The sequence below is a fragment of the Dongia sp. genome, from assembly GCF_041918875.1.
In the GTDB taxonomy this organism is placed as follows: domain Bacteria; phylum Pseudomonadota; class Alphaproteobacteria; order Dongiales; family Dongiaceae; genus Dongia.
Map to the genome: position 1 here is coordinate 55977 of NZ_JAYRUV010000022.1, position 19700 is coordinate 75676.

General features: G+C 64.7%; 21 protein-coding genes. 12 read left to right on the top strand and 9 right to left on the bottom strand.

Annotated features, from left to right (window positions below; genetic code table 11):
* The first annotated feature begins 87 nt into the window (after positions 1 to 87).
* Both ACE3TY_RS19200 and ACE3TY_RS19205 read left to right on the top strand, forming a co-directional pair.
* Positions 88 to 534, top strand: a complete 447-nt coding sequence (locus tag ACE3TY_RS19200) for an Lrp/AsnC family transcriptional regulator (protein WP_374655993.1) — start codon at positions 88 to 90, stop codon at positions 532 to 534.
* The gene (locus ACE3TY_RS19205; RefSeq protein WP_374655995.1) at positions 535 to 1473 is read left to right on the top strand and encodes a threonine/serine dehydratase; all 939 of its coding nucleotides are present in this window, start codon (positions 535 to 537) and stop codon (positions 1471 to 1473) included. It begins immediately after the preceding gene.
* On the opposite strand, the gene ACE3TY_RS19210 is transcribed toward ACE3TY_RS19205, so the two are convergent.
* Entirely contained in the window at positions 1418 to 2305 is an 888-nt protein-coding gene (locus ACE3TY_RS19210) for a DMT family transporter (protein ID WP_374655997.1), read from the bottom strand. The genes ACE3TY_RS19205 and ACE3TY_RS19210 overlap by 56 nt on opposite strands.
* Positions 2306 to 2318: 13 nt before the next feature.
* A complete protein-coding gene (locus tag ACE3TY_RS19215) occupies positions 2319 to 2759 on the bottom strand; it encodes a hypothetical protein (protein ID WP_374655999.1) in 441 nt (146 codons plus the stop codon).
* A gap of 89 nt (positions 2760 to 2848) precedes the next feature.
* On the opposite strand from ACE3TY_RS19215, the gene ACE3TY_RS19220 reads away from it, so the two are divergent.
* Positions 2849 to 3526, top strand: a complete 678-nt coding sequence (locus tag ACE3TY_RS19220; RefSeq protein WP_374656001.1) for a helix-turn-helix transcriptional regulator — start codon at positions 2849 to 2851, stop codon at positions 3524 to 3526.
* A 4-nt stretch (positions 3527 to 3530) separates the two neighbouring features.
* On the opposite strand, the gene ACE3TY_RS19225 is transcribed toward ACE3TY_RS19220, so the two are convergent.
* The 6 genes from ACE3TY_RS19225 to trpS all read right to left on the bottom strand — a co-directional run bounded on the left by ACE3TY_RS19225 (position 3531) and on the right by trpS (position 9018).
* Positions 3531 to 4217: a FecR domain-containing protein gene (locus ACE3TY_RS19225; RefSeq protein WP_374656003.1), complete on the bottom strand. Its 687-nt coding sequence runs from the start codon at positions 4215 to 4217 to the stop codon at positions 3531 to 3533.
* 110 nt (positions 4218 to 4327) lie between these two features.
* Entirely contained in the window at positions 4328 to 4843 is a 516-nt protein-coding gene (locus tag ACE3TY_RS19230; RefSeq protein ID WP_374656005.1) for a universal stress protein, read from the bottom strand.
* Positions 4844 to 4870: 27 nt separating this feature from the next.
* Positions 4871 to 5593 carry a TIGR02186 family protein gene (locus ACE3TY_RS19235; RefSeq protein WP_374656007.1) on the bottom strand — a complete coding sequence of 241 codons (723 nt, stop codon included), beginning with the start codon at positions 5591 to 5593 and terminating at the stop codon, positions 4871 to 4873.
* Positions 5594 to 5610: 17 nt separating this feature from the next.
* Positions 5611 to 6531: a sulfite exporter TauE/SafE family protein gene (locus ACE3TY_RS19240; RefSeq protein ID WP_374656037.1), complete on the bottom strand. Its 921-nt coding sequence runs from the start codon at positions 6529 to 6531 to the stop codon at positions 5611 to 5613.
* 234 nt (positions 6532 to 6765) lie between these two features.
* Complete coding sequence (locus ACE3TY_RS19245; RefSeq protein ID WP_374656009.1) at positions 6766 to 7818, bottom strand: DUF2333 family protein; 1053 nt, start codon at positions 7816 to 7818, stop codon at positions 6766 to 6768.
* A gap of 168 nt (positions 7819 to 7986) precedes the next feature.
* Positions 7987 to 9018, bottom strand: coding sequence for a tryptophan--tRNA ligase (gene trpS, locus ACE3TY_RS19250; protein ID WP_374656011.1), 1032 nt, complete (start codon positions 9016 to 9018; stop codon positions 7987 to 7989).
* A gap of 177 nt (positions 9019 to 9195) precedes the next feature.
* On the opposite strand from trpS, the gene ACE3TY_RS19255 reads away from it, so the two are divergent.
* From ACE3TY_RS19255 to ACE3TY_RS19285, 7 genes are all read left to right on the top strand, one after another.
* On the top strand, positions 9196 to 9948 hold the full coding sequence (locus ACE3TY_RS19255; protein ID WP_374656013.1) for a Bax inhibitor-1 family protein: 753 nt from the start codon (positions 9196 to 9198) through the stop codon (positions 9946 to 9948).
* Between the two features lie 174 nt (positions 9949 to 10122).
* Entirely contained in the window at positions 10123 to 11286 is a 1164-nt protein-coding gene (locus tag ACE3TY_RS19260; protein WP_374656015.1) for an ABC transporter ATP-binding protein, read from the top strand.
* Positions 11287 to 11406: 120 nt separating this feature from the next.
* Entirely contained in the window at positions 11407 to 12549 is a 1143-nt protein-coding gene (locus ACE3TY_RS19265; protein ID WP_374656017.1) for a PotD/PotF family extracellular solute-binding protein, read from the top strand.
* A gap of 153 nt (positions 12550 to 12702) precedes the next feature.
* Positions 12703 to 13575: an ABC transporter permease gene (locus ACE3TY_RS19270; RefSeq protein WP_374656019.1), complete on the top strand. Its 873-nt coding sequence runs from the start codon at positions 12703 to 12705 to the stop codon at positions 13573 to 13575.
* Between the two features lie 10 nt (positions 13576 to 13585).
* Positions 13586 to 14404: an ABC transporter permease gene (locus tag ACE3TY_RS19275; protein WP_374656021.1), complete on the top strand. Its 819-nt coding sequence runs from the start codon at positions 13586 to 13588 to the stop codon at positions 14402 to 14404.
* 95 nt (positions 14405 to 14499) lie between these two features.
* Positions 14500 to 15141: a glutathione S-transferase family protein gene (locus ACE3TY_RS19280; protein WP_374656023.1), complete on the top strand. Its 642-nt coding sequence runs from the start codon at positions 14500 to 14502 to the stop codon at positions 15139 to 15141.
* On the top strand, positions 15138 to 15710 hold the full coding sequence (locus ACE3TY_RS19285) for a DUF924 family protein (protein ID WP_374656025.1): 573 nt from the start codon (positions 15138 to 15140) through the stop codon (positions 15708 to 15710). Before ACE3TY_RS19280 ends, ACE3TY_RS19285 begins: the two co-directional genes overlap by 4 nt.
* Before the next feature lie 46 nt (positions 15711 to 15756).
* On the opposite strand, the gene ACE3TY_RS19290 is transcribed toward ACE3TY_RS19285, so the two are convergent.
* On the bottom strand, positions 15757 to 16107 hold the full coding sequence (locus ACE3TY_RS19290) for a DUF1636 family protein (RefSeq protein WP_374656027.1): 351 nt from the start codon (positions 16105 to 16107) through the stop codon (positions 15757 to 15759).
* A 108-nt stretch (positions 16108 to 16215) separates the two neighbouring features.
* Here ACE3TY_RS19290 and ACE3TY_RS19295 point away from each other — a divergent pair, with 108 nt between their 5' ends.
* Both ACE3TY_RS19295 and ACE3TY_RS19300 read left to right on the top strand, forming a co-directional pair.
* Positions 16216 to 17502, top strand: coding sequence for a tetratricopeptide repeat protein (locus ACE3TY_RS19295; protein ID WP_374656029.1), 1287 nt, complete (start codon positions 16216 to 16218; stop codon positions 17500 to 17502).
* A gap of 200 nt (positions 17503 to 17702) precedes the next feature.
* Complete coding sequence (locus ACE3TY_RS19300) at positions 17703 to 19358, top strand: hypothetical protein (protein ID WP_374656031.1); 1656 nt, start codon at positions 17703 to 17705, stop codon at positions 19356 to 19358.
* Positions 19359 to 19700 lie beyond the last annotated feature (342 nt).

Here is a 19700-nt window from a genome sequence, read left to right on the forward strand (position 1 = left end):
AGCGCCTTGGCGTCTCTGCAAAGCACCTTGCCTTCCAGGCGCAAAAAGGCGACAAGACATAAACTTACCGGCACTTCGACGGACCATATGGCGAAACGCAGCCTAGACGATATCGACCGCAAGCTCCTTTCCTTGCTGCGCAACAATGCGCGGACCCCCACGGCGGCGCTGGGGCGGCAACTCTCCCTCTCGCGCAGCGCCGTGCAGGAACGCCTGAAACGCCTGGAGCGCGACGGCATCATCGCCGGCTATACGCTGGTGGTGGGCAAGGATGGCGAGGCGCCGGGTGTCGGCGCACATGTGCTGCTCTCGGTCGATCCCAAGGCGCATGACCAGGCGATCGGCGCCTTGAAGAAGCTGCCCGAGGTGCAGTCGGCCTATACCGTCTCCGGCTCCTACGATGCGATCGCCATCGTCAGCGCCAGCAATGCCGCCCATCTCGACGAAATCCTCACCCGCATCGGCCATCTTCCCGGCGTGCAGCGCACGACCTCGTCGATCCTGCTTTCCACGGTGGTCGAGCGCCGCGCCTAGATGGTCTCTCCCGACGATATCGAAGCCGCCGCGCGCCGCCTCCACGGACATGTGCGGCGCACGCCGATCCTGCCGCTGGAACTGGGGGCGCTCGGGACCCACGCCCATCTCACCCTGAAACTGGAATTGCTGCAGCATAGCGGCTCGTTCAAGGCGCGCGGCGCTTTCAACGCGTTGCTCTCGATGAAGGTGCCGCCGGCCGGAATCGTTGCCGCCTCGGGCGGCAATCACGGCGCCGCCGTGGCTTTTGCCGCGCAGGCCCTGGGCCATGTGGCCGAGATCTTCGTCCCCAGCCTCGCCAGCCCGGCCAAGATCGCGCGCATCGAAAGTTTCGGCGCCAAGGTGCATGTCATCCCCGGCGCCTATGCCGATGCCTTGGCCGCCGCCGAGAAACATCAGGCCGCGACCGGCGCCGCCGGCATCCATGCCTATGACGCATCGGCAACGGTGGCCGGCCAGGGAACCTTGGCACGCGAACTCGATGCACAAGGCACCCAGATCGACACCGTGCTGGTGGCGGTCGGCGGCGGCGGTCTGATCGGCGGCGTCGCGGCCTGGTTCCGGAACCGTGTCCGCGTCGTCGGTGTCGAGCCGGTCAACTGCCCCACTTTGGAAAGCGCCTTCCGCGCCAAGGCGCCCGTTGACGTCGAGGTGGGCGGCATCGCCGCCGATTCGCTGGGTGCCCGGCGCATCGGTGCCCTGCCCTTCGCCATCGCCAAGGATCTGGTCGAGGGCGTCGTGCTGGTCGAAGACGCCGCCATCCGCGCCGCGCAGATTGTGCTGTGGCGCGATTTGCGGCTGGCTTCCGAACCCGGCGGCGCCACGGCATTGGCGGCGCTGCTGTCGGGCGCCTACAAGCCGGCTCTCGGCGAAAAGGTCGCCGTCATCCTGTGCGGCGGCAATGTCGATCCGGCAAGCCTGAACGAGCCGGCAGCGTAGCCGCGAGATACAGGCCGACGGCGGAAAAGACGATCGTCCCGCCGATCAGCGTCCCCGCCCCCGGCACCTCGCCGAAAGCCAGCCACACCCAGACCGGGGCCAGCGGCGCATCCAGCGCACCGATGAGCGCCGTCTCGACCGGCGCCACGCGCTTGGCGCCCAGGGCGAAGAGTGCCAGGCCGAGGGCCGAATTGACCAGCCCGAAAAGGACCAAAAGAGATATCTCGGCGACCCCGATTTGACCGCCGCCGGCTTCGGCCAAGGGCCAGCAGACCAGACCGCTGGCCAGCGCCGACAGGCAGGCCGCCGGCATGATCGGGATGCCGGGCGAAGCGCGCGCGATCACCATCATCACCGCCAGCATCGCCGTCATGCCGAACGCCATGAGATCGCCCAGCCAGCCGCCTTCGGACGAAAGACCGACCATGACCGCAACGCCGATCAAGGCCGCGAGGGCCGCGAGCAAGGCCGGCCTGCCGGGCCTTTCCCGCAAGACCAGCCAGCCCAGCAGGGCGGCGGCAAAGGGAACGACGGCATAGATCACCGCCACATGCGCCACCGTCGTGAAGCGCAGGGCGTTGATGAACAGGATCATGCCGATGGCGGATGCCGCGACGAACAGCCAGCCGGCCCGGCCCAGGCGCGCGAAACCGTTCCAGCCCGACCGCCCTTCCAGCCACAGGATGACAGCGAGAAGGCCGAGCGCCCCGAAGAGCCCGCGCCACAGCAGCAGCGTCCAGCCATCCAGCGGGATCGCGCGCGTGAAGAAGCCGGCCGTGCTCCAGGCGATGGTGGAACCGATGACAGCGAGGCGCCCCAGTGACGGATTCATGGCAGCGGCTTCTTCACGACTGGACCTTGGCCCAGTCGCCGCCCCTGTTCCACCAGCGGCGCGGATTGGCCTTGTCGTCCAGGCCCTTCGACCGGCTGCTGAGGATTGGCGCGACGCGGATATTGGGTTCCTGGTAAGCATGGTGCTGGAAGATTGTCTCGACCACCCGGCTCAGCAATCGCGGATCTTCCGGCAGTTCGAACGTCAGTTCGACCATGCCCGGCCGCGCCCTGACAGCCGTTTCGGGACCGGCGGCGGCACCTTCGAGCGGCCGGTAGAATTCGATGCCGCCGGCGCCTTGAAAGGCGTTGCTGTCATACCTGCCCATGACAAGCGGCGTCAGTCCGGTCACGATCTTCAGCAGATATTCGGCATCCTCGGGCGGTGTCAGCACCGTCACCAGCAACACCGGCAGCATCGTCAGGGATCCGGTTTCGAAGGATTCTTGCAGCATGGGGGCCTCGCTCAGGGATTTGAAGCGCCGCATGCTAGCCAATCACTGCTGACATCAGGGTGTCAGCAGTGATTGGCTAGACTGGCGAAATGGAAAGATCGACCCGCCTGTTCGAGATCATTCAGCTGCTGCGCGGCGTCACCGCGCCGATGACGGCCAGCGCCATCGCGGTGGCGCTCGAAGTCACACCCCGGACCATCTACCGCGACATGGCCGTGCTGCAGGCGCGCCGCGTGCCGATAGAAGGCGAGGCCGGCATCGGTTACGTCATGCGCGCCGGCTTCGACCTGCCGCCCCTGATGTTCTCGGCCGAGGAGATGGAAGCGATCGTCGTCGGCCTGTCGCTGCTGGGCCGCACCGGCGACAATGCCCTGCAGCAAGCGGCGACGCGCGTTGCCGGGAAGATTGCCTGCGTCCGTCCCGAAGCGACGCGGGCGGCGACCTTGCTGGCTTCGTCCTGGCACGCGATTCCCGCGGGGCCGGTCGATCCCGACACGATCCGCCGCGCCATCCGCGAGGAACAGTGCCTGTCGCTCACCTATGAAAATGCCGAGGGGCTGAGATCGGCGCGCAAGGTGCGCCCGCTGGCCCTGGTCTATTATGTCGACAGCATCGTCCTTGGCGCCTGGTGCGATCTGCGCGCGGACTTCCGCCATTTCCGGCTCGACCGCATCCAGTCATGCGCCGTGCTGGAGGAGCGTTTCACGGCGCAAGCCCCGGCCTTGCATGCCGCCTGGCGCCGGCAGCATGAGAGGCCGGCCCCATAATGTCTCAGTCGAGTGCCAGGCCGGCTATCAGCCTGTCCAGTTTGGCGGCATCGGCCGCCTTGGGCGCCAATGCCGCCCCCAGCGCCATCTTGCCGATGGTGACCGACTGCCCGGCGCCCAGCAGCATGGCCTTGTCCTGTTCGGCACTGGAGAGACTGCGGAAAGCGCCCGAGGATTTGCCGACATCGACCTTGCCTTCCAGCACATAGACCGAGGTCTCGGCCGGCCCCGCGCTGACGATCCAGTCCGTGGAGCGCGTCGCCGCCACGGTGTTCTGGGTACGGATGACGAAGCTGGAGCCCGGCGCCGCCTTGGCGGTAACGGCCTGCAGCAGGCCGGCCTTGAGGTCGAAGGCCGCTTCGCGCTGCTTGGTTTCGGCGGCGAAGTCGAAGGCGGCGATGGTCATCCGGGTAAGCTCGCCAAGATTAAGCTGCGAACCGTCCTTGAGTGCTATGCGCAGGCGGCTGTCGGCCAAGGTGGTGACGATATCGCCGGCGGCCAGTTCCTCGCCCCCCTTGAGGACGATCTGTTCGCCACCGCGCAAGCGCGAGGCGGTGCCACGGATCTTGGCGACCGAGCCGACGGCGGTCGCGGCAAAAGCCTGGCCGGGCGCCAGCAGGGCGGCGGCCCAGACGAAGCCAAGCCGCAGGCTGCAGCGCAGGAAGTGCTTTCGGCTGAAGGCGACGCTCATCCCGACCCTCTCGGATTCCCGCAAAAAAATGGCGGGCTCAGACCCTCCATATTGGGACGCACTGGGCGCGGCGGCAATGACCGCCGTCACAAGATGGGAGGTTCGACATGTCAGGCGATATTCTCGATATCCGTGTCGGAAAGGTTGCCCGGCACCACGGTGATGGGGATGCGCAGCTTGCCGATCGCCTTGCCGGTGAGAGCCGAAATGAGCGGACCCGGCCCTTTCGAGCCGGTGGCAGCACCCAGCACCAGGATCGAGATGGTGGGTTCCTCGTCGATGAGCTTCATCACCTCCTCCTGCCGCTCACCTTCGCGGAAATAGAGGATGGGGAAATTGCCGGAGAGCTTCTGCACCTCGCCCGCCATCTTCTGCATGATGGCCTCGGCCTGGGTCCTGGCTTCGTCGCGGATGAGATTGCTGACGCCGACCCATTCCTGATAGTCGGTCGGTTCCATGACGTAAGCCATGGCGACGCGCCCGCCGGACTTGGCGGCGCGGCGGCAGGCATAGCGCAGCGCCACCTTGAGTTCCGGGGACTCGTCGACGATGATGAGAAACACGCGGCCCATTGTTGGTTTATCGGGCGCCGGTTTCTCGGCTGGCTTGTCGGTCGGTTCCGTCATCCCGTCAACTCCCCTATCCACCCCCGCCTATCGGCGACGGAAGGCCAGATGCGCCATCCAGCCCGCGAAGAGGGCGACCAGGATGGCGATCACACCATAAGCAGCGCTGTGGCGATGCGCAAAGTCGTAAATATCGGCGCCGAAACCGACCTTGCTGATGACCAGGGGGGTGGTCTGGGCACCCACCACCCGCTGGTCGCGGATCAGATAGACCTCGGCCAGGTAGGTGCCGGTCGGCACGGTCGAGGGCACGCGCAGATTGACCCGGAACAGCCGGTCGCCGATGAAGAGAATGCGTGCCGGCAGGTCGGAGAAGAGGCCGCTATGCTGTTTCGAGCGCACTAGGGCGCCGGTGAAGGTCTTGATATCGGTATCGTCGGGCGAGACCGGCACCATGCGCACATTCTCGATGCCCATCTGGTAGAAGGCGCGCTGGTCGGCGGGCAGCAGCTGATCGAGCGGTTTCGAGGCCGCCATCATATAGACCGCCGGCACGTTCTGGAAACTGAGGCCCTTGCGGTTGATCCAGATACCGCCCACGCGCTCCTTGCGCAGAACCTCGACATCCGCCGTGGGGCCGCGCACGACGACGATGACGTCGCCCGGCCCGTCCGTGGTGCCGAAGAGCAGCACGTCCGCGCCGGCAAAGCCCGTGGTGATGGCGATGAGATGATCGTCGAGATCGGCGATGAGCGGCGCCTGTGCCCCGGCCGGGCGCAGGCCGGCCACCGCGAGGAAAGCCGCGAACAATATGAGCCCGGCGCCCCTCAATGCCCGCCCCCGGTAACGACGATGGAAAAGAGGTCTTCCGGGTGCGCCACCAGTTGATAGAGGAGGCCTCCCGCCGTCACCAGGATAACGATGGCCATCAGGAAGCGAAGCTGTTCGCCCGGCAGCTTGGCCCCCAGGCGCCCGCCCACCTGCGCGCCCACGACGCCGCCGATGGTGAGGATGAGCGCCAGCAGGATGTCGACGGTCTGATTGGTATTGGCCTGCCAGAAGGTGACCCAGGCCTGCACGAAGATGATCTGGAAGAGCGACGTGCCGATGACGGCGCCGGTCGCCATGCCGAGGAGATAGATCATGGCCGGCACCAGCAGGAAGGCGCCGCCCACGCCCATGATGGCCGACATGATGCCGACGATGAAGCCGATCGAGGCCGGCAGCAGCGCGCTGATATAGAGGCGCGATTTGCGGAAGCGCATCTTGAAGGGCAGCCCTTGCGCCCAGTTATGCTGGTGCAGCTTGGCCGGCGCCAGGGAGCGCCGCGTCCGCTGCAGCGCCCGGACCGACTCAATCGCCATCATGATGCCGATGCCGGAAAGCGTGATGACATAGGCGATGGCGATGACCAGGTCGATCTGGCCCAGGGTCCGCAGCAAGGTGAAGAGCAGGACGCCGATGCTGGAGCCCAGCATGCCGCCGGCCAGCATGACGGCGCCCATCTTGACATCGACATTGCCGCGCGCCCAATGCGCCAGCACGCCGGATACGGAAGAAGCCACCACCTGGTTGGACTGCGTCGCCACCGCGACCGCCGGGGGCACACCGACGAAGATCAGCAGGGGGGTGAGCAGGAAGCCGCCGCCGACGCCGAACAGGCCGGAAAGCACGCCGACGCCGGCACCCAGGCCCAGGAGCAGGAAGACGTTGAGCGCCACTTCCGCGATCGGCAGATAAATCTGCAGGCCCAGAAACCAGTCGAGGATGGCTGTCGCCCAGGTCACCGCTTTCCCCTTCATGGACGGGAGCGCGACCGGAATCCTGATCTATCTACGCCGCCGCCGCTTTGGCTCGCTCATCTGAGGCACCGCGACTCGGGATCTCGCGGTGCTGGAGCAACTCTAAATCACGGCGATTCCAAGGGAAAGCGACGGAACGCACAAATGTGCCCGGCGGATGCGCCTGGACCCAGTATTTTCTCACTTCTGGAGGATGTCGGTGATCTCTTCGAGCTGGGCGCGGGCGCGCAGCAGATAGAAGCCCTGCTCGGCCAGGTGATTGGGCTGGGCCAGCGACGCGGTTTCGCCGTTGATGACGATCCAGGGCTGCAGCAGGGCGCCTTCGAGCATGGAATCGACCATGCGCTGCCAGACATTGATGGCCCCTTTTTCCGCCAGGACCGATTTGAAATCCTGCCCCATGGCCCGCAGCAGCAAGCCATAGGCATAGAGTTCGCCCTTGTTGCGGTAGAAGATGTCGTCGGCATTGAGGTCGAACCAGGCACCCGATTGCTGGTCGATTTCCTTGTCGATATCGTCCGAGGCCGCCCCCAGATCCTTGCCGATGCGATCGAGGGTCGAGAGCAGATTGTCGGCGCGCCGTTCGAAGACGGCATCGCCCCGGGTGAGGCGGCCGTTGAAATCGTTCAAGGCCTTCATGGCGTCGGTGTAATAGCTTTCCGATGGCTTCATCGGCGCCCACGAACGGCTGAGGTCGATATACCAGATGTCCGGCTGGTTATTGAGATAGGCGGCGGCATCCTGCAGGGCGCGGTCGGCGCTGCTGGTCCCGCGCGCCCGCCCGATCTGGTCGCGGAACTCGGTCACCACACGTTGCAGGGCCTGGATTTCGCCGGACTGGAAGTTCGGCATGTTGTCGAGAATGGCGGCCGGGAAGAACCAGGGCGCATTGGCGGGCCAGGTTGTGCCGTTGATCTCGCGGTCGATCAGCGCCGCGGCCATGGCCACGGTCTGGCTAGCCTCGGCCGGGATGGAAGGTGGCACGAAAGTGACATCGTCATTGATCTTGTGCGCGAGGAAGGCGCCGATCGGATAATAGAGGATGACGATCGCCAGCAGGGCTCCACCGCCCCAGCGGAGCGCGGCGCCCAGGCGCGAGCGTTCAGCGGGCGTATCGATATCCGTCGCCGCGTCGCGCCGCGACCAGACCCTTTGCAACCGGCTGGGCAGGAACCGGCGCCATCCCGTTCTGGCGTCGCGCGGCTGGGGCTCTAGATCGAAATCGTCGCTCATGGTCCGGCTGTCCCCGTCTTATAGGCCCCGTCTGGCGGGTGGCTGAAGGGAGATAAGCAATCTCCCGGGTCAAAACAATGACTCTAGGGTCGCAGACCCCTCACCCCAACCCTCTCCCCGCTATCGCGGGGCGAGGGGCTTTACTCGGTCAATCGGGACCGGCAGCCTTCAAACCGACAGGAATCCCACCGCCTGTTCGATCTCCTTGAGGATCGGTTCCGAGATGGCGCGGGCCTTGGCGGCACCCTTGGCCAGCACCGTGTCGACTTCCGCCGAATTGGCGAGCAGGCGCTTCATCTCGGCGCCGATCGGCCCCAGGACGGCGACGGCAAGGTCGGTGAGTTCGCGCTTGAAGGCTGAGAATTCCTTGCCCTCCGTCTCGCCGATGACGGTGCCGAGTTCCTTGTCGGACAGGGCCGCGTAGATGGCCAGCAGGTTATAGGCTTCCGGGCGCAGCGCCTCGGCCTCGGCCTTCACCCGGCCCTTTTCGTCGAGCACGTCGAGGCCCGGCAGCGGCGCCGGATCGGTCTTTGCCTTCCGAAGCTTCAAGGCGATGGTGTCGGCATCGTCGGTCATGTTGATGCGGCTGTAATCGGACGCGTCCGATTTCGACATCTTCTTCGTTCCGTCGCGAAGCGACATGACGCGGGCGGCCGGGCCGCCGATCACCGGCGCCGGCGGCACCAGGCAGTCGATGCCGAAATCGGTGTTGAACTTCTGGGCGATGTCGCGCGCCAGTTCCAGATGCTGCTTCTGGTCCTCGCCCACCGGCACATGGGTGGCGCGATAGCCCAGGATGTCGGCCGCCATCAGCACCGGATAGGTATAGAGGCCGACCGAGGCATTCTCGCGGTCCTTGCCGGCCTTTTCCTTGAACTGGGTCATGCGGTTGAGCCAGCCCACCCGCGCCACGCAATTGAGGATCCAGGCCAGTTGCGCATGCACGCGGTTCTGGCTCTGGGCGAAGATGATGGAATGCGCAACGTCGATGCCCGAGGCCATGAAGGCGGCGGTCACTTCGCGCGTGTTCCTGGTCAGTTCCGCCGGGTCCTGGAAGACCGTGATCGCATGCATGTCGACCACGCAGAAGATGCACTCATATTCCTTCTGCATGCGCACCCAATTGCGCACCGCGCCCAGATAGTTGCCAAGATGCAGGGTATGGGTCGGCTGGACGCCGGAAAAGATGCGGCCCTTCATGATCCTCGGTTCCTTCGCGGGTAACGGCCCGGTTTATGGCGGCTAAAAGCCCGATCCGCAATGGGTTTCGGCCCGAGAATCCGTCTTTGAGCCTATTGAACTCCCGCCAATCTGTTCTAAATTCTCAGCCATCCGCGACATACGCGGCCAGGGATACAGGAACGGGGAGTGAACAAAATGGTCAATAGACCGGATCAGGGCTTCAACCGCACGGTTCAGCGCGGCTACGCCCCCAAGGATTACGCGCAGGCGCAATCGGCCGAGATCGATGCCGGCCTGCGCGCCCATATGCAGAAGGTCTACGCCTACATGGCCGGCGGCCTGGGCCTGACCGGCGGTATCGCTTATGCCGTCTTCCGCAGCGCCGAATTCGCACCTGCCTTCTTCGAGGCGGTGATCCGCAACAACCTCGTTCTGATGCTGGGTGCGCTCGGCGTCGCCTTCTTCTTCAGCTTCCGCATCCATGCCATCCAGGCCGGCACGGCAAAGGCCTTGTTCTGGGTCTATGCGGCGATCCTGGGTCTGGGTCTCGCGCCGATCTTCATGCTCTATACGGGCGAGTCGGTGGCGCGCACCTTCTTCGTCACCGCCGGCACGTTCGGTGCGATGAGCCTCTGGGGTTACACGACCAAGCGCGACCTCACCGGCATGGGCAATTTCATGTTGATGGGTCTCTTCGGCATCATCCTCGCCTCGGTGGTGAATATCTTCCTCGCCTCGAGCGGGCTGCAATGGGCGATTTCGCTGCTGGGCGTGGTGATCTTCACCGGCCTCACCGCCTATGACACGCAGAAGATCAAAGAGATGTATTGGGACGCCGATGGCGCCGAAGTCGCCACCAAGAAGGCGGTGCTGGGCGCCTTTACCCTCTATCTCGACTTCATCAACCTGTTCCTGATGCTGCTGCGCTTCCTCGGCGACCGCCGCTGAACGCACTGGCCAGAGTTCATCAACCAGCCACGGCGGCATCCGCGGATGCCGCCGTTTCTTTTTGGCCGGCGGGTCAGAATGAAAATTATATAGGTCCTTTTCATTGCGGCCTAAACGCAGTAAGACTCTAAATCAAGGCGGCGGCGGCATTGAGCGATGCTGGAAAGTCCTGCCATGCATAAGGACCAGCACGCGGGGAGTGCAGATATCTTGATGGAGACCTCGTCCGAGAGGGCGTTCGATGTCGAGTTCCGTTCGGTCGCCAAGCACTTCGCCGACGTGAAAGCGGTCGACGATGTCAGCTTCGGCCTGCGGCGCGGCTCGTTCCATTCCTTCCTGGGGCCGTCCGGCTGCGGCAAGACCACGTCCCTGCGGCTCATCGCCGGCTTCGAGCAGCCCGATAGCGGTGCCGTCGAGATCGCCGGGCAATCGGTGGTCGGCGTTCCGGCATATAAGCGCCCGGTCAACATGGTCTTCCAGCATTACGCCTTGTTCCCGCACATGGATGTGGCGAGCAATGTCGGCTATGGCCTGAGGCAGCGAAAGCCCAAGCCCGGCGATGCCGAGATCGGCAGGCGTGTGGCCGAAGCGCTGGAACTGGTGCGCCTGCCGCATCTGGGGCAGCGCCGCATCTGGGAACTGTCCGGCGGCCAGCAGCAGCGCGTGGCCCTGGCCCGCGCCCTCATCAACCGCCCGACCGTGCTGCTGCTCGACGAACCGCTCGCGGCACTCGACCGCAAGCTGCGGCGCGAGATGCAGATCGAACTGCAGAACCTGCAGCGCGAGGTCGGCATCACCTTCGTCCTGGTGACGCACGACCAGGAGGAAGCGCTCTCCATGTCCGACACGATCGGCATCATGAAGGACGGCAGGATCGTGCAGTTCGGCACGCCCGAGGAACTCTATGACGCGCCGGTCAATCGCTACGTCGCCGATTTCGTCGGCGAATCGAACTTCTTCAGCGGTTCCGTCGCCAGTTCCGACGCCGGCGGCGCCGTCATCGCCATGACGAGCGGCCTCAGCCTCGCAGCACCCTTCAGCCGCCTGGGCGCAAAGCTAACGCCGGGCAGCCGTGCAGCGATCGCCGTGCGCCCTGAAGTGATCGGCCTGTGGCAGCCGGGCGCGGCACCTGCCGGCCTCGATGTGCTGCGGCCGGCGCGCCTCATGAACCGCATCTATCTTGGCGATCACAGCGAGTTTCAAGTCGAGGCGGAAGGGTTGGGCCCGGTGCTGGTGCGCCTGCCCAAGCATTCGACCGAGGGCCAGGCATTGGAGCCGGGCGATGCGGTCGTCATGGGCTGGAAGCGCGAGCGCGCATTGGCGCTGGCGGAAGCCTGACTTAAGCCGGAGCCCGATATATTTCGGCGCAGCACCGCTGGCGGTAACGCGTGCTGACGTAAGAAGAACAATCACCGCATCACAGGTTTGGGGTTTTTTCGTCTTTCCAGGGAGAATGAGATGACTGATCCACGCAAGGAATTCATCGCCCAGCTGCGCCGCTATCAGATGGGCTCGATCTCGCGCCGGCATTTTCTAGGTGCGACCGGCCTCGGCACTGCCGTGGCGGTGATGGCAGGCGCCGTGCCGGGCCTGCGTCCGCGCGCCTCCTTTGCCGGCGATATCGGTGATAAGGTGGCGCTGACCTCCTGGCCGAACTATCACGACCAGGCAAATCTCGACAAATTCAAGGAGCTGACCGGCGCCGCGGTCGAACTCACCGTTTTCGGTTCGAACGAGGAGATGTACGCCAAGCTGAAGGCCGGCGGCACGGGCTGGGACGTGTTCGTGCCCACCAACTACACCATCGCCAATTATGTCGAGGCCGACCTCATCGACCCGCTCGACCTCTCCCAGATTCCCAATTCCGACCCCAGCGCCTATTCCGACCCGCGCATGTCGGAGCCGGGCACCGTCAACGGCAAGGTCTATGCGCTGCACAAGGATTGGGGCACCACGGGCTTCGTCCAGAACACCAAGAACCTGCCCGGCAAATTGTCGAGCTGGAAGGAATTCTGGGATGTGACCAAGGACAAGGCCTCGGGCCGTGTCATGGTGCATGACTATCAGCTCACCACCATCGGCAATGCGCTCAAATATTTCGGCTATTCCTTCAACTCGATCGACGAGAAGGAACTGGCCGATGCCGAGAAGCTGCTGCTCGAGGTGAAGCCGCATCTCTTCGGCATCTCGTCCGACTATCAGCCGGCCCTGCGCAATGGCGATGCCTGGATGTCGGTCGCCTGGACCGGCGACGGCAAGCAGCTCCATAAGGACATTCCGGAAATCGACTATATCCTGGGCAAGGAAGGCGGCGAGATCTGGTCCGATTTCTATGCCGTGCCGAAGGAGGCGCCGAACAAGAAGGGCGCCTATGCGCTCATCAACTTCCTGCTGGATCCGGACGTGAACACCAGGGAATTGCTGTTCCACGGCTATCCGGTGGCCGACAAGCGCGTGATCGCCAAGCTGCCGCCGGAGATCGCCAACGACCCGATCATGTATCCGGCCGCCGAACTGCTGACGCCGCTCGAATTCGGCGCCGGCAACGTGCTGACCAACCCGGCCCGCGCCGAGATCATGGCGCGGTTCAAATCGGCTTAAGCCGGCGGCTCCGCTCTCAAAGCCCCTCGCCCCGCGATAACGGGGAGAGGGGTTGGGGTGAGGGGCGCCAAAACCGAACTCGACCCACCACCCCTCACCCAGCCCTCTCCCCGCAGGCGGGGCGAGGGTACTCACAGAGACCACCACATCCAAATGACCTCAGCCGCGATCACTGAAAAACGCCGCCAGCGCATGTGGAGCGCCATCCTCCTGGCGCCGAGCGGGCTGTGGTACATGGTGCTGCTCATCCTGCCGCTCATCGTCATCATGATCTATTCGGTGGGCGAGCGGGCACCGACGGGCGGCTATCAGGCGGCCTTCACCTTCGACAATTACCTCAATATCGGCGCGCGCTGGACGGCGTTCAAGAACACGCTGCTGCTGGCGCCGACCGGCACGCTCATCTGCCTGCTGGCCGGCTATCCGCTGGCTTATTTCCTGGCGCTCAAGGCCAGCCCGCGGACGCGGCTATTCCTGCTCATCCTGGTCGTGGTGCCGTTCTGGACCAGCTTCCTCATCCGCACCTATGCCTGGATGTTCATCCTGGGGGGACGCGGCCTGCCGCATCTCCTCGATCTCGTCGGTATCGAGGGCGTGCGTTTCATCAACACGCCCTTCGCCGTGCTGGTCGGCATCGTCTATGCCTACCTGCCGCTGATGGTGTTCCCGATCTATGTCAGCCTCGAGAAGCTCGACAAGCGCCTTCTCGAAGCCTCGGACGATCTGGGCGCCGGACCTGCCGCCACCTTCCGCCAGATCACGCTGCCCTTGTCGGCACCGGGCATGATCACGGGCTGCATGCTGGTCTTCATCCTCTTGATGGGCGAATATCTCATCCCGCAGATGCTGGGCGGCGGCAAGGTGTTCTTCATCGGCAATGCGCTTGTCGATCTTTTCCTGCAGAGCCTCAACTGGCCGTTCGGCTCGGCCTGCGCCATGGCGCTGGTCGTCATCATGGTGGTGACCGTCAGCCTCTATCTCAAGCTCACGCGCGCGACCGGCGGCCGCGACGTGTCGCTGATGTAAGGACCGCGCCATGCTCCGCTCCTATGCCGCCTTCGCCTATCTCTTCCTCTATGCGCCGATCGCGCTCATCGTCGTCTTCAGCTTCAACAGCGGCAACAACGCCTCCGACTTCCAGGGTTTCGGCGTCGATTGGTATTTCAAGGCGGCGAATAACAGCCTGATGCTGGCGGCGCTGCAGAACAGCCTCATCGTCGCCGCCACCTCCTCGATCCTTGCCACGATCATGGGCACGATGGCGGCGGTGGCGCTGCAGAATGTGCGTGGGCCCGTGCGCGTGCTCTTCGACGGCCTCACCTATGTCGCCATCATGGTGCCCGGCATCGTCATCGGCATCGCGACGCTGATCGCGCTGGTGACGACCTTCGATGCCGCCAACACCATTCTGGCCGCGATCTGGCCAGGCGACGTGCCGCCCAAGCTCAGCCTTGGCTATGGCTCGATCATCGCCGCGCACACACTCTTTGCCATGGCGCTGGTCATCATCATCGTGCGGGCGCGCATTGCCGGCATGGACCGCGGCCTCATCGAAGCCTCGGCCGATCTATATGCCGATCCAGTCGCGACCTTCCGCCAGGTGACCCTGCCGCAGCTGATGCCGGGCATCGTCGCAGGCTTCCTGCTGTCCTTTACCTTCAGCTTCGACGATTTCGTCATCGCCTTTTTCGTGGCCGGCTCGAAGAACACGCTACCCATCTATGTCTTCTCCTCGATCAGGCGCGGTGTGACGCCGGAGATCAACGCCATCGGCACGGCCGTGATGCTGTTCTCGCTGACCGCCCTCATTTCCGCGCAGGTGCTGCTGCGGCGCGGAAACAAAGGGGCGCGCTGATCCATCCCTTCCGTGCATCGTCAGCATGCCGCCAGGGCATTGGTGCCGGCTCCCCGCTTGTCCTATAAAGCCGGGACGGAAATTGGGGAGGTTCCATGTACACGCTCTATTGGTCGCACAATTCGGCCTCTATCGCCGCGCATTACTGCCTGGAGGAAGCCGGTGCCGAATATGACACGGTGCTGGTCGACATGGCCGAGGACGGCCACAAGAAACCGGAATTCCTACAGATCAATCCGGCCGGCAAGCTGCCGGCGATGAGGCTGCCCGAGGGCGGCATCGTCACCGAATGCGCCGCCATCTCGCTCCTCATCGCCGACCGCTTTCCGCAGGCGGACCTTGCCCCCGCCATTGACGACCCCAGGCGCGGACCCTTCCTGATGTGGCTCTTCCACCTCAACAACACGCTGCAGCCGGCCATGCTGCGCTATTATTATCCCGACCGGATCACGACCGAGGCCTCCGGCATCGGCGGCGTCAAGGAGAAGGCCAAGGAAGAGATCGCCATGCTGTGGTCGCGCATCGATGCGCACCTCGCCAAGAACGGCCCCTATCTGCTGGGCGACAGATTCTCCGCCGCCGACGCGCTGCTCTACATGCTGTCCACCTGGCAGGAATGCTGCCCCGAAACCTACAGGCGCTTTCCCTCCGTGCGCCGCCTTGCGGAAAAGGTCCGCGCACGCCCGGCGATCGCCCGTGTCGCCGAGATGAACGAAGTAGGGCCGGTCGTGGCGTGAGCGATCCGCGTTCCGTCATCGACTTCTGGTATGCGCCGCGCGCGCGGGCGCTGTGGTTCGAGAAGGACAGGGAATTCGACGCGGAGATTCGCACGCGTTTCGGTGCCGCCGTGCACGCGGCGCAGATGGGCGAACTCGATTCCTGGGCCGCCACGCAGATGGGCGCGCTGGCCCTCCTCATCCTTCTCGACCAGATGGGGCGCAACATTCATCGCGGGTCGCCCAAGGCGTTCCTTGGCGATGCGCGGGCGCTGGCCATCGCCAATGCGGCGATCGCCCGCGATTTCGACAAGGGACTGCCCTTCGACCAGCGGCGCTTTTTCTACCTGCCCTTCGAGCATGCCGAGGATATGACGAACCAGGACCGGTCCATCGCGCTCTTCACGAGGCTTTATGAGGAAACCGGTGGGGCCGACCGGAAGGAAGCCGAGGAACAGCTCGACTACGCCCACCGCCATCGCGACATCGTCAAGCGCTTCGGCCGCTACCCACACCGCAACGCGGCGCTGGGGCGGCTATCGACCGAGGATGAGACCGCGTTCCTGAAGATGCCGAACAGTTCGTTCTAGGCAACTCACTTCTTGTTTCGTCATCCCCGGGCATGACGGCGTTTATTTACTCAACAGCGAGTCCCGGTATCCGCCCGATGATCTTGCGGCGGATCGTTTTTGGGCGTTCCAGCAACTTGGTCTGGCCGTCCGATCTCTCGGCATAGAGCCTGGCTAGGTCGAGGAGCGGGGCAAGATCGGTCGCGGGATCGATTTCGGCCAGCATATAGGTGGCCTTGCCCGGCGCCGCGAGGGCGACGCTCAAAGGACGCGTGCAGTTCGACATGCAGGCGGTGCCGATGACGGCCATGCCAGGCGGCAGGTCGGCCCCGGCCAACGCAGCGATGAAATCCGGCCCCAGCGGCGTATCCCCGGTTCCGCGCTTGCAGGTGGTGCAGACGAACAGCGTATGGCTCAAGGCGGCGGGGCTCCCAAACGATCGAGGCGCCGCAAGGTCGGGCCCAAGCTGGCATTTTTCAAGCTCTTTCTGTAGATTGCGGCCCGGATCCACACGAAATATGAGCCCATGATGCGCCGTCTGCTGCTTTCGACCGCCGCCTTATTCGTTTCGGCGCAGATACTGATGAGCGCTCCGGCGCTGGCCGATTACGCCGCCGCCGAAGCCGCCCTGCAGGCCGGCAATATCAGCGCCGCCGTGCCGCTGCTGGCCGAGGAGGCCAAGCTCGGCAATCCGGTCGCGGCCTTTAACCTCGCCAAGATCTATGAGGATGGCGCCGCCGGGGCTCCGGATTTCACCCAGGCCGCCACCTATTACCGCATCGCCGCCGAGATCGACACGGCGCCGCGCTATAACGGCGCGGCGCTTGGTGCGCAGGCGCCCCAGCTCATCGCGGCGGCGCAGATGTACGGGCAGTTTTCGCTGGGCCGGCTCTATGAAACCGGCAAAGGCGTGCCGCAGGATTATAACGAGGCCGTGGGCTGGTACACACGCGCGGCCGATCTCGGCAACATCAAGGCCATGCTGAAGATGGCCGTGATCCAGCGCGAAGGCCTGCCCGGCATCAATCCCGATCTCGCCAGTTCCACCGCCTGGCTGCAGCGCGCGGCCGAGGCCGGCAGCGTTCCCGCCATGCTGGAACTCGGCCGCGCCTATAGGAGCGGCATCGGCGTCGCACCCAACGCGCAGGAAGCGGCGAAATGGTTCGAGGGCGCGGCGGCCGGCGGCAGCCTCAATGCCGAATTCAATCTGGGCGAACTTTACCGCGACGGATTGGGCGGGCAGCCCGACTATGTCCGCGCCGTCGAGCATTTCGAACGCGGCGCCAACGGCAAGGATGCGCCGTCGATGCTGGCCCTGGGGGATCTATATGCCGCCGGCCAGGGATTGCCGCAGGACAAGGTGCAGGCTCATGCCTGGTACAGTCTCGCCGCCGACCAGGGTGCGGCAAATGGCAGCGCCAAGGCGGCAACCCTCGCGCAAGGCATGACGCAGCAGGAACTCGCCGCCGCCATCGCGCTTCACGACAATTGGCAACCCAAGGCGAAGGAGGCGGCGATACCGGCGGCAGCCCCATCCGCACCTGTCGCACCGGCACCGGCGTCGGCCGCAACGGCGCCATCCCCCGATCTGCCGCCCTTGTTTGAAGAATCGGCACCGGCACCGACGCTGGCACCGGCCGCGGCAAAGCCGCCTGCCGAAACCGTGCTCGAACCGGGGACCGCTGCGCCGCTTCCCACATCGACGCCGCCGTCATTCGACCCGTTCGCGCCGGCCGATCCGTTCGATCCGTTCGCGCAGCCCGCTCCGGGCGCGCCGCAGCCGGGAGCGAAGCCGTTCGAGCCGACGCAGTGAGGCCGCCGCCTCGCCCGGAACCGGACATTGTGCGGACGATCACACAAACGTCAGCGGCACATGACCGGTACTGCCGCTATCTGTTATAGGCGGCGCGGTTTCCCCGGGCATAAGCCGGCGATGGTCGCCGGCATGCCATGTTTCGGCCGCAATGACCATATCTGTTGGCGGCTACCAGTAGCATTCGAGGAGTGAGGAAGATGGGGCGTTGGTGGAATTCGGACCGGGTGACGACCTTTGGCCTGGTGTGCAAAGGCAGCCTGGCCGCCGGCAGTGTCGCGGCGCTGCTGCTGATGGCAGCCTGCGGCGACAAGGAGGAAGGCCAGGCCGGGAGCGGCAACGCGGCCGAAACCGTCGCCGCCATCGATCCGGCCCAGGCCCCCATCATCCAGAAGGCGATCGACGATTACCTGCTCCTGGCCGAAGGTCCGGCCGAGCAGCGCGTCCTGCATCACGCCGCGATCAAGGTGACGCCGGGCAGTGACGCTTTCGACGTGGCGATCGAGGGTGTCCGCATCGGTCCGAAGGATCAGGGCCAGCTGGATATCGGCACGATCGGCTACAAGCTGACGCCCAAGGGCACCGACGGCTACACCGCCAGCAATCTGACCCATGCCAATATCTTCACGGCCAAGGATAAGGACGGCAAGGAGACGGGCTCCGTGACGCTGGCCACCAAGGCCTTCAGCGGCGAATGGTCGAGCAGCCTGCAGACCTTCCTGGCGCTGGACTGGCAGGCCGCCGATATCGTCGCCAAGGACAGCGCGCCCGATGGCGGCAATTTCAGTGCCAAGACCCTGTCGACATCGCTGGCCAGCACCGACAAGGGCGGCGGCCTCTTCGACCAGAGCGGCCGCTTCCAGCTGACCGGCTTCAGCGCCCAGGACACGAATGGCGGCACCTTCAATCTGGGCCAGCTCGATTTCAGCGGCCTGATGACAGCGGTCAAGCTGAAGGAATACGTCGCCAAGACCCGCGAGATGCAGAACCTGATGGCCGAAATCGCCGAGGCGACGGCCAAGGCCGAGGCGGCGGCCGGCAATGCGGCGACGAACGGCACCGCAACCGAAGCCGCCGCGCCGGCAGGAATCAATCCGGCACAGGCCGCCAAGTTCGGCGAGATGATCAAGAGCATGTCCGGCCTCATCGGCGGCCTCAAATATGACGGCAGCTTCACCGAAGCGGGCTTCAAGGAGAAGGATGGCAGCGAGCCGTTCCATCTGGGCCTGGGCGCTTTCACCATGGCCTTCGATGGCCTCGACAAGGACAAGGCCGCCGTCAATCTGGGCCTGAGCCACGACAAGCTGGTGATCAAGGATCCCGATCTCGCCGGCGATCCGCTCTTCGCCAAGCTCCTGCCGGCATCCGGCAAGCTCGACCTCAACCTCACCGACGTCCCGTCGAAGGAGCTGTGGCAGCTGGTCGGCGACAATTTCCCGAACCTGATCGCGGGCGATCCGGCGCATTCGGAAGCGGCCGCGGGCATCATGTTCGTCGCCATGCAACAGCTGCTGCAGAAGGCGCCGATGAAGCTCACCGTGGCCCCCTCGGGCCTCACTTCGGAGGTCATGCAGCTCGACGCCACCGGCAATTTCGACGTGAAGCCGGATGCCACACTGGGCCTGGTCGGTGCGCTCGATGTAGCCCTTCATGGCCTGGATGAAGCCATGAAGCTGGCCAATGAAGCGGCGCAGACCTCGCCCAATGCGGCGCAGATCGTCGGCGGCCTCGCCATGATCCAGTCGATGGCCAAGCGCGAGACGGGCAGCGACGGCAAGCCGGTCGACAAGCTGAAGCTGGAGGTCGATGCGGCCGGCGATACCAAGGTCAACGGCATGCCGCTCTCCGGCATGTGAACCGTTTCTTCACCTTGCGCGTGATAGAACCGCGCCGACCGATACGGGTCGGCGCGGTTTCTTTTTGCGCGATTCAAACCGGCGACGAAGGTGATGAGACGTTCCATCATGATGCGTGAACTGTTGCCGCGATGACTCAGTCGAGACGAAATCCGTGGTGGTCGCGCCACGCGCGAATCACTTCCCAGTGGATAAGCGCAAAAAAATATGTTGTGATATGCGCGACATGCATATTGACCGAGTCGCGATTTCAGCAACGACCGATGTGTTGGTCGCATCCATGAGTGATGACGGGCCGCTCCCCGCCTATCGCGCGATGCAGCGTGGCGGTCGCTTGCACCA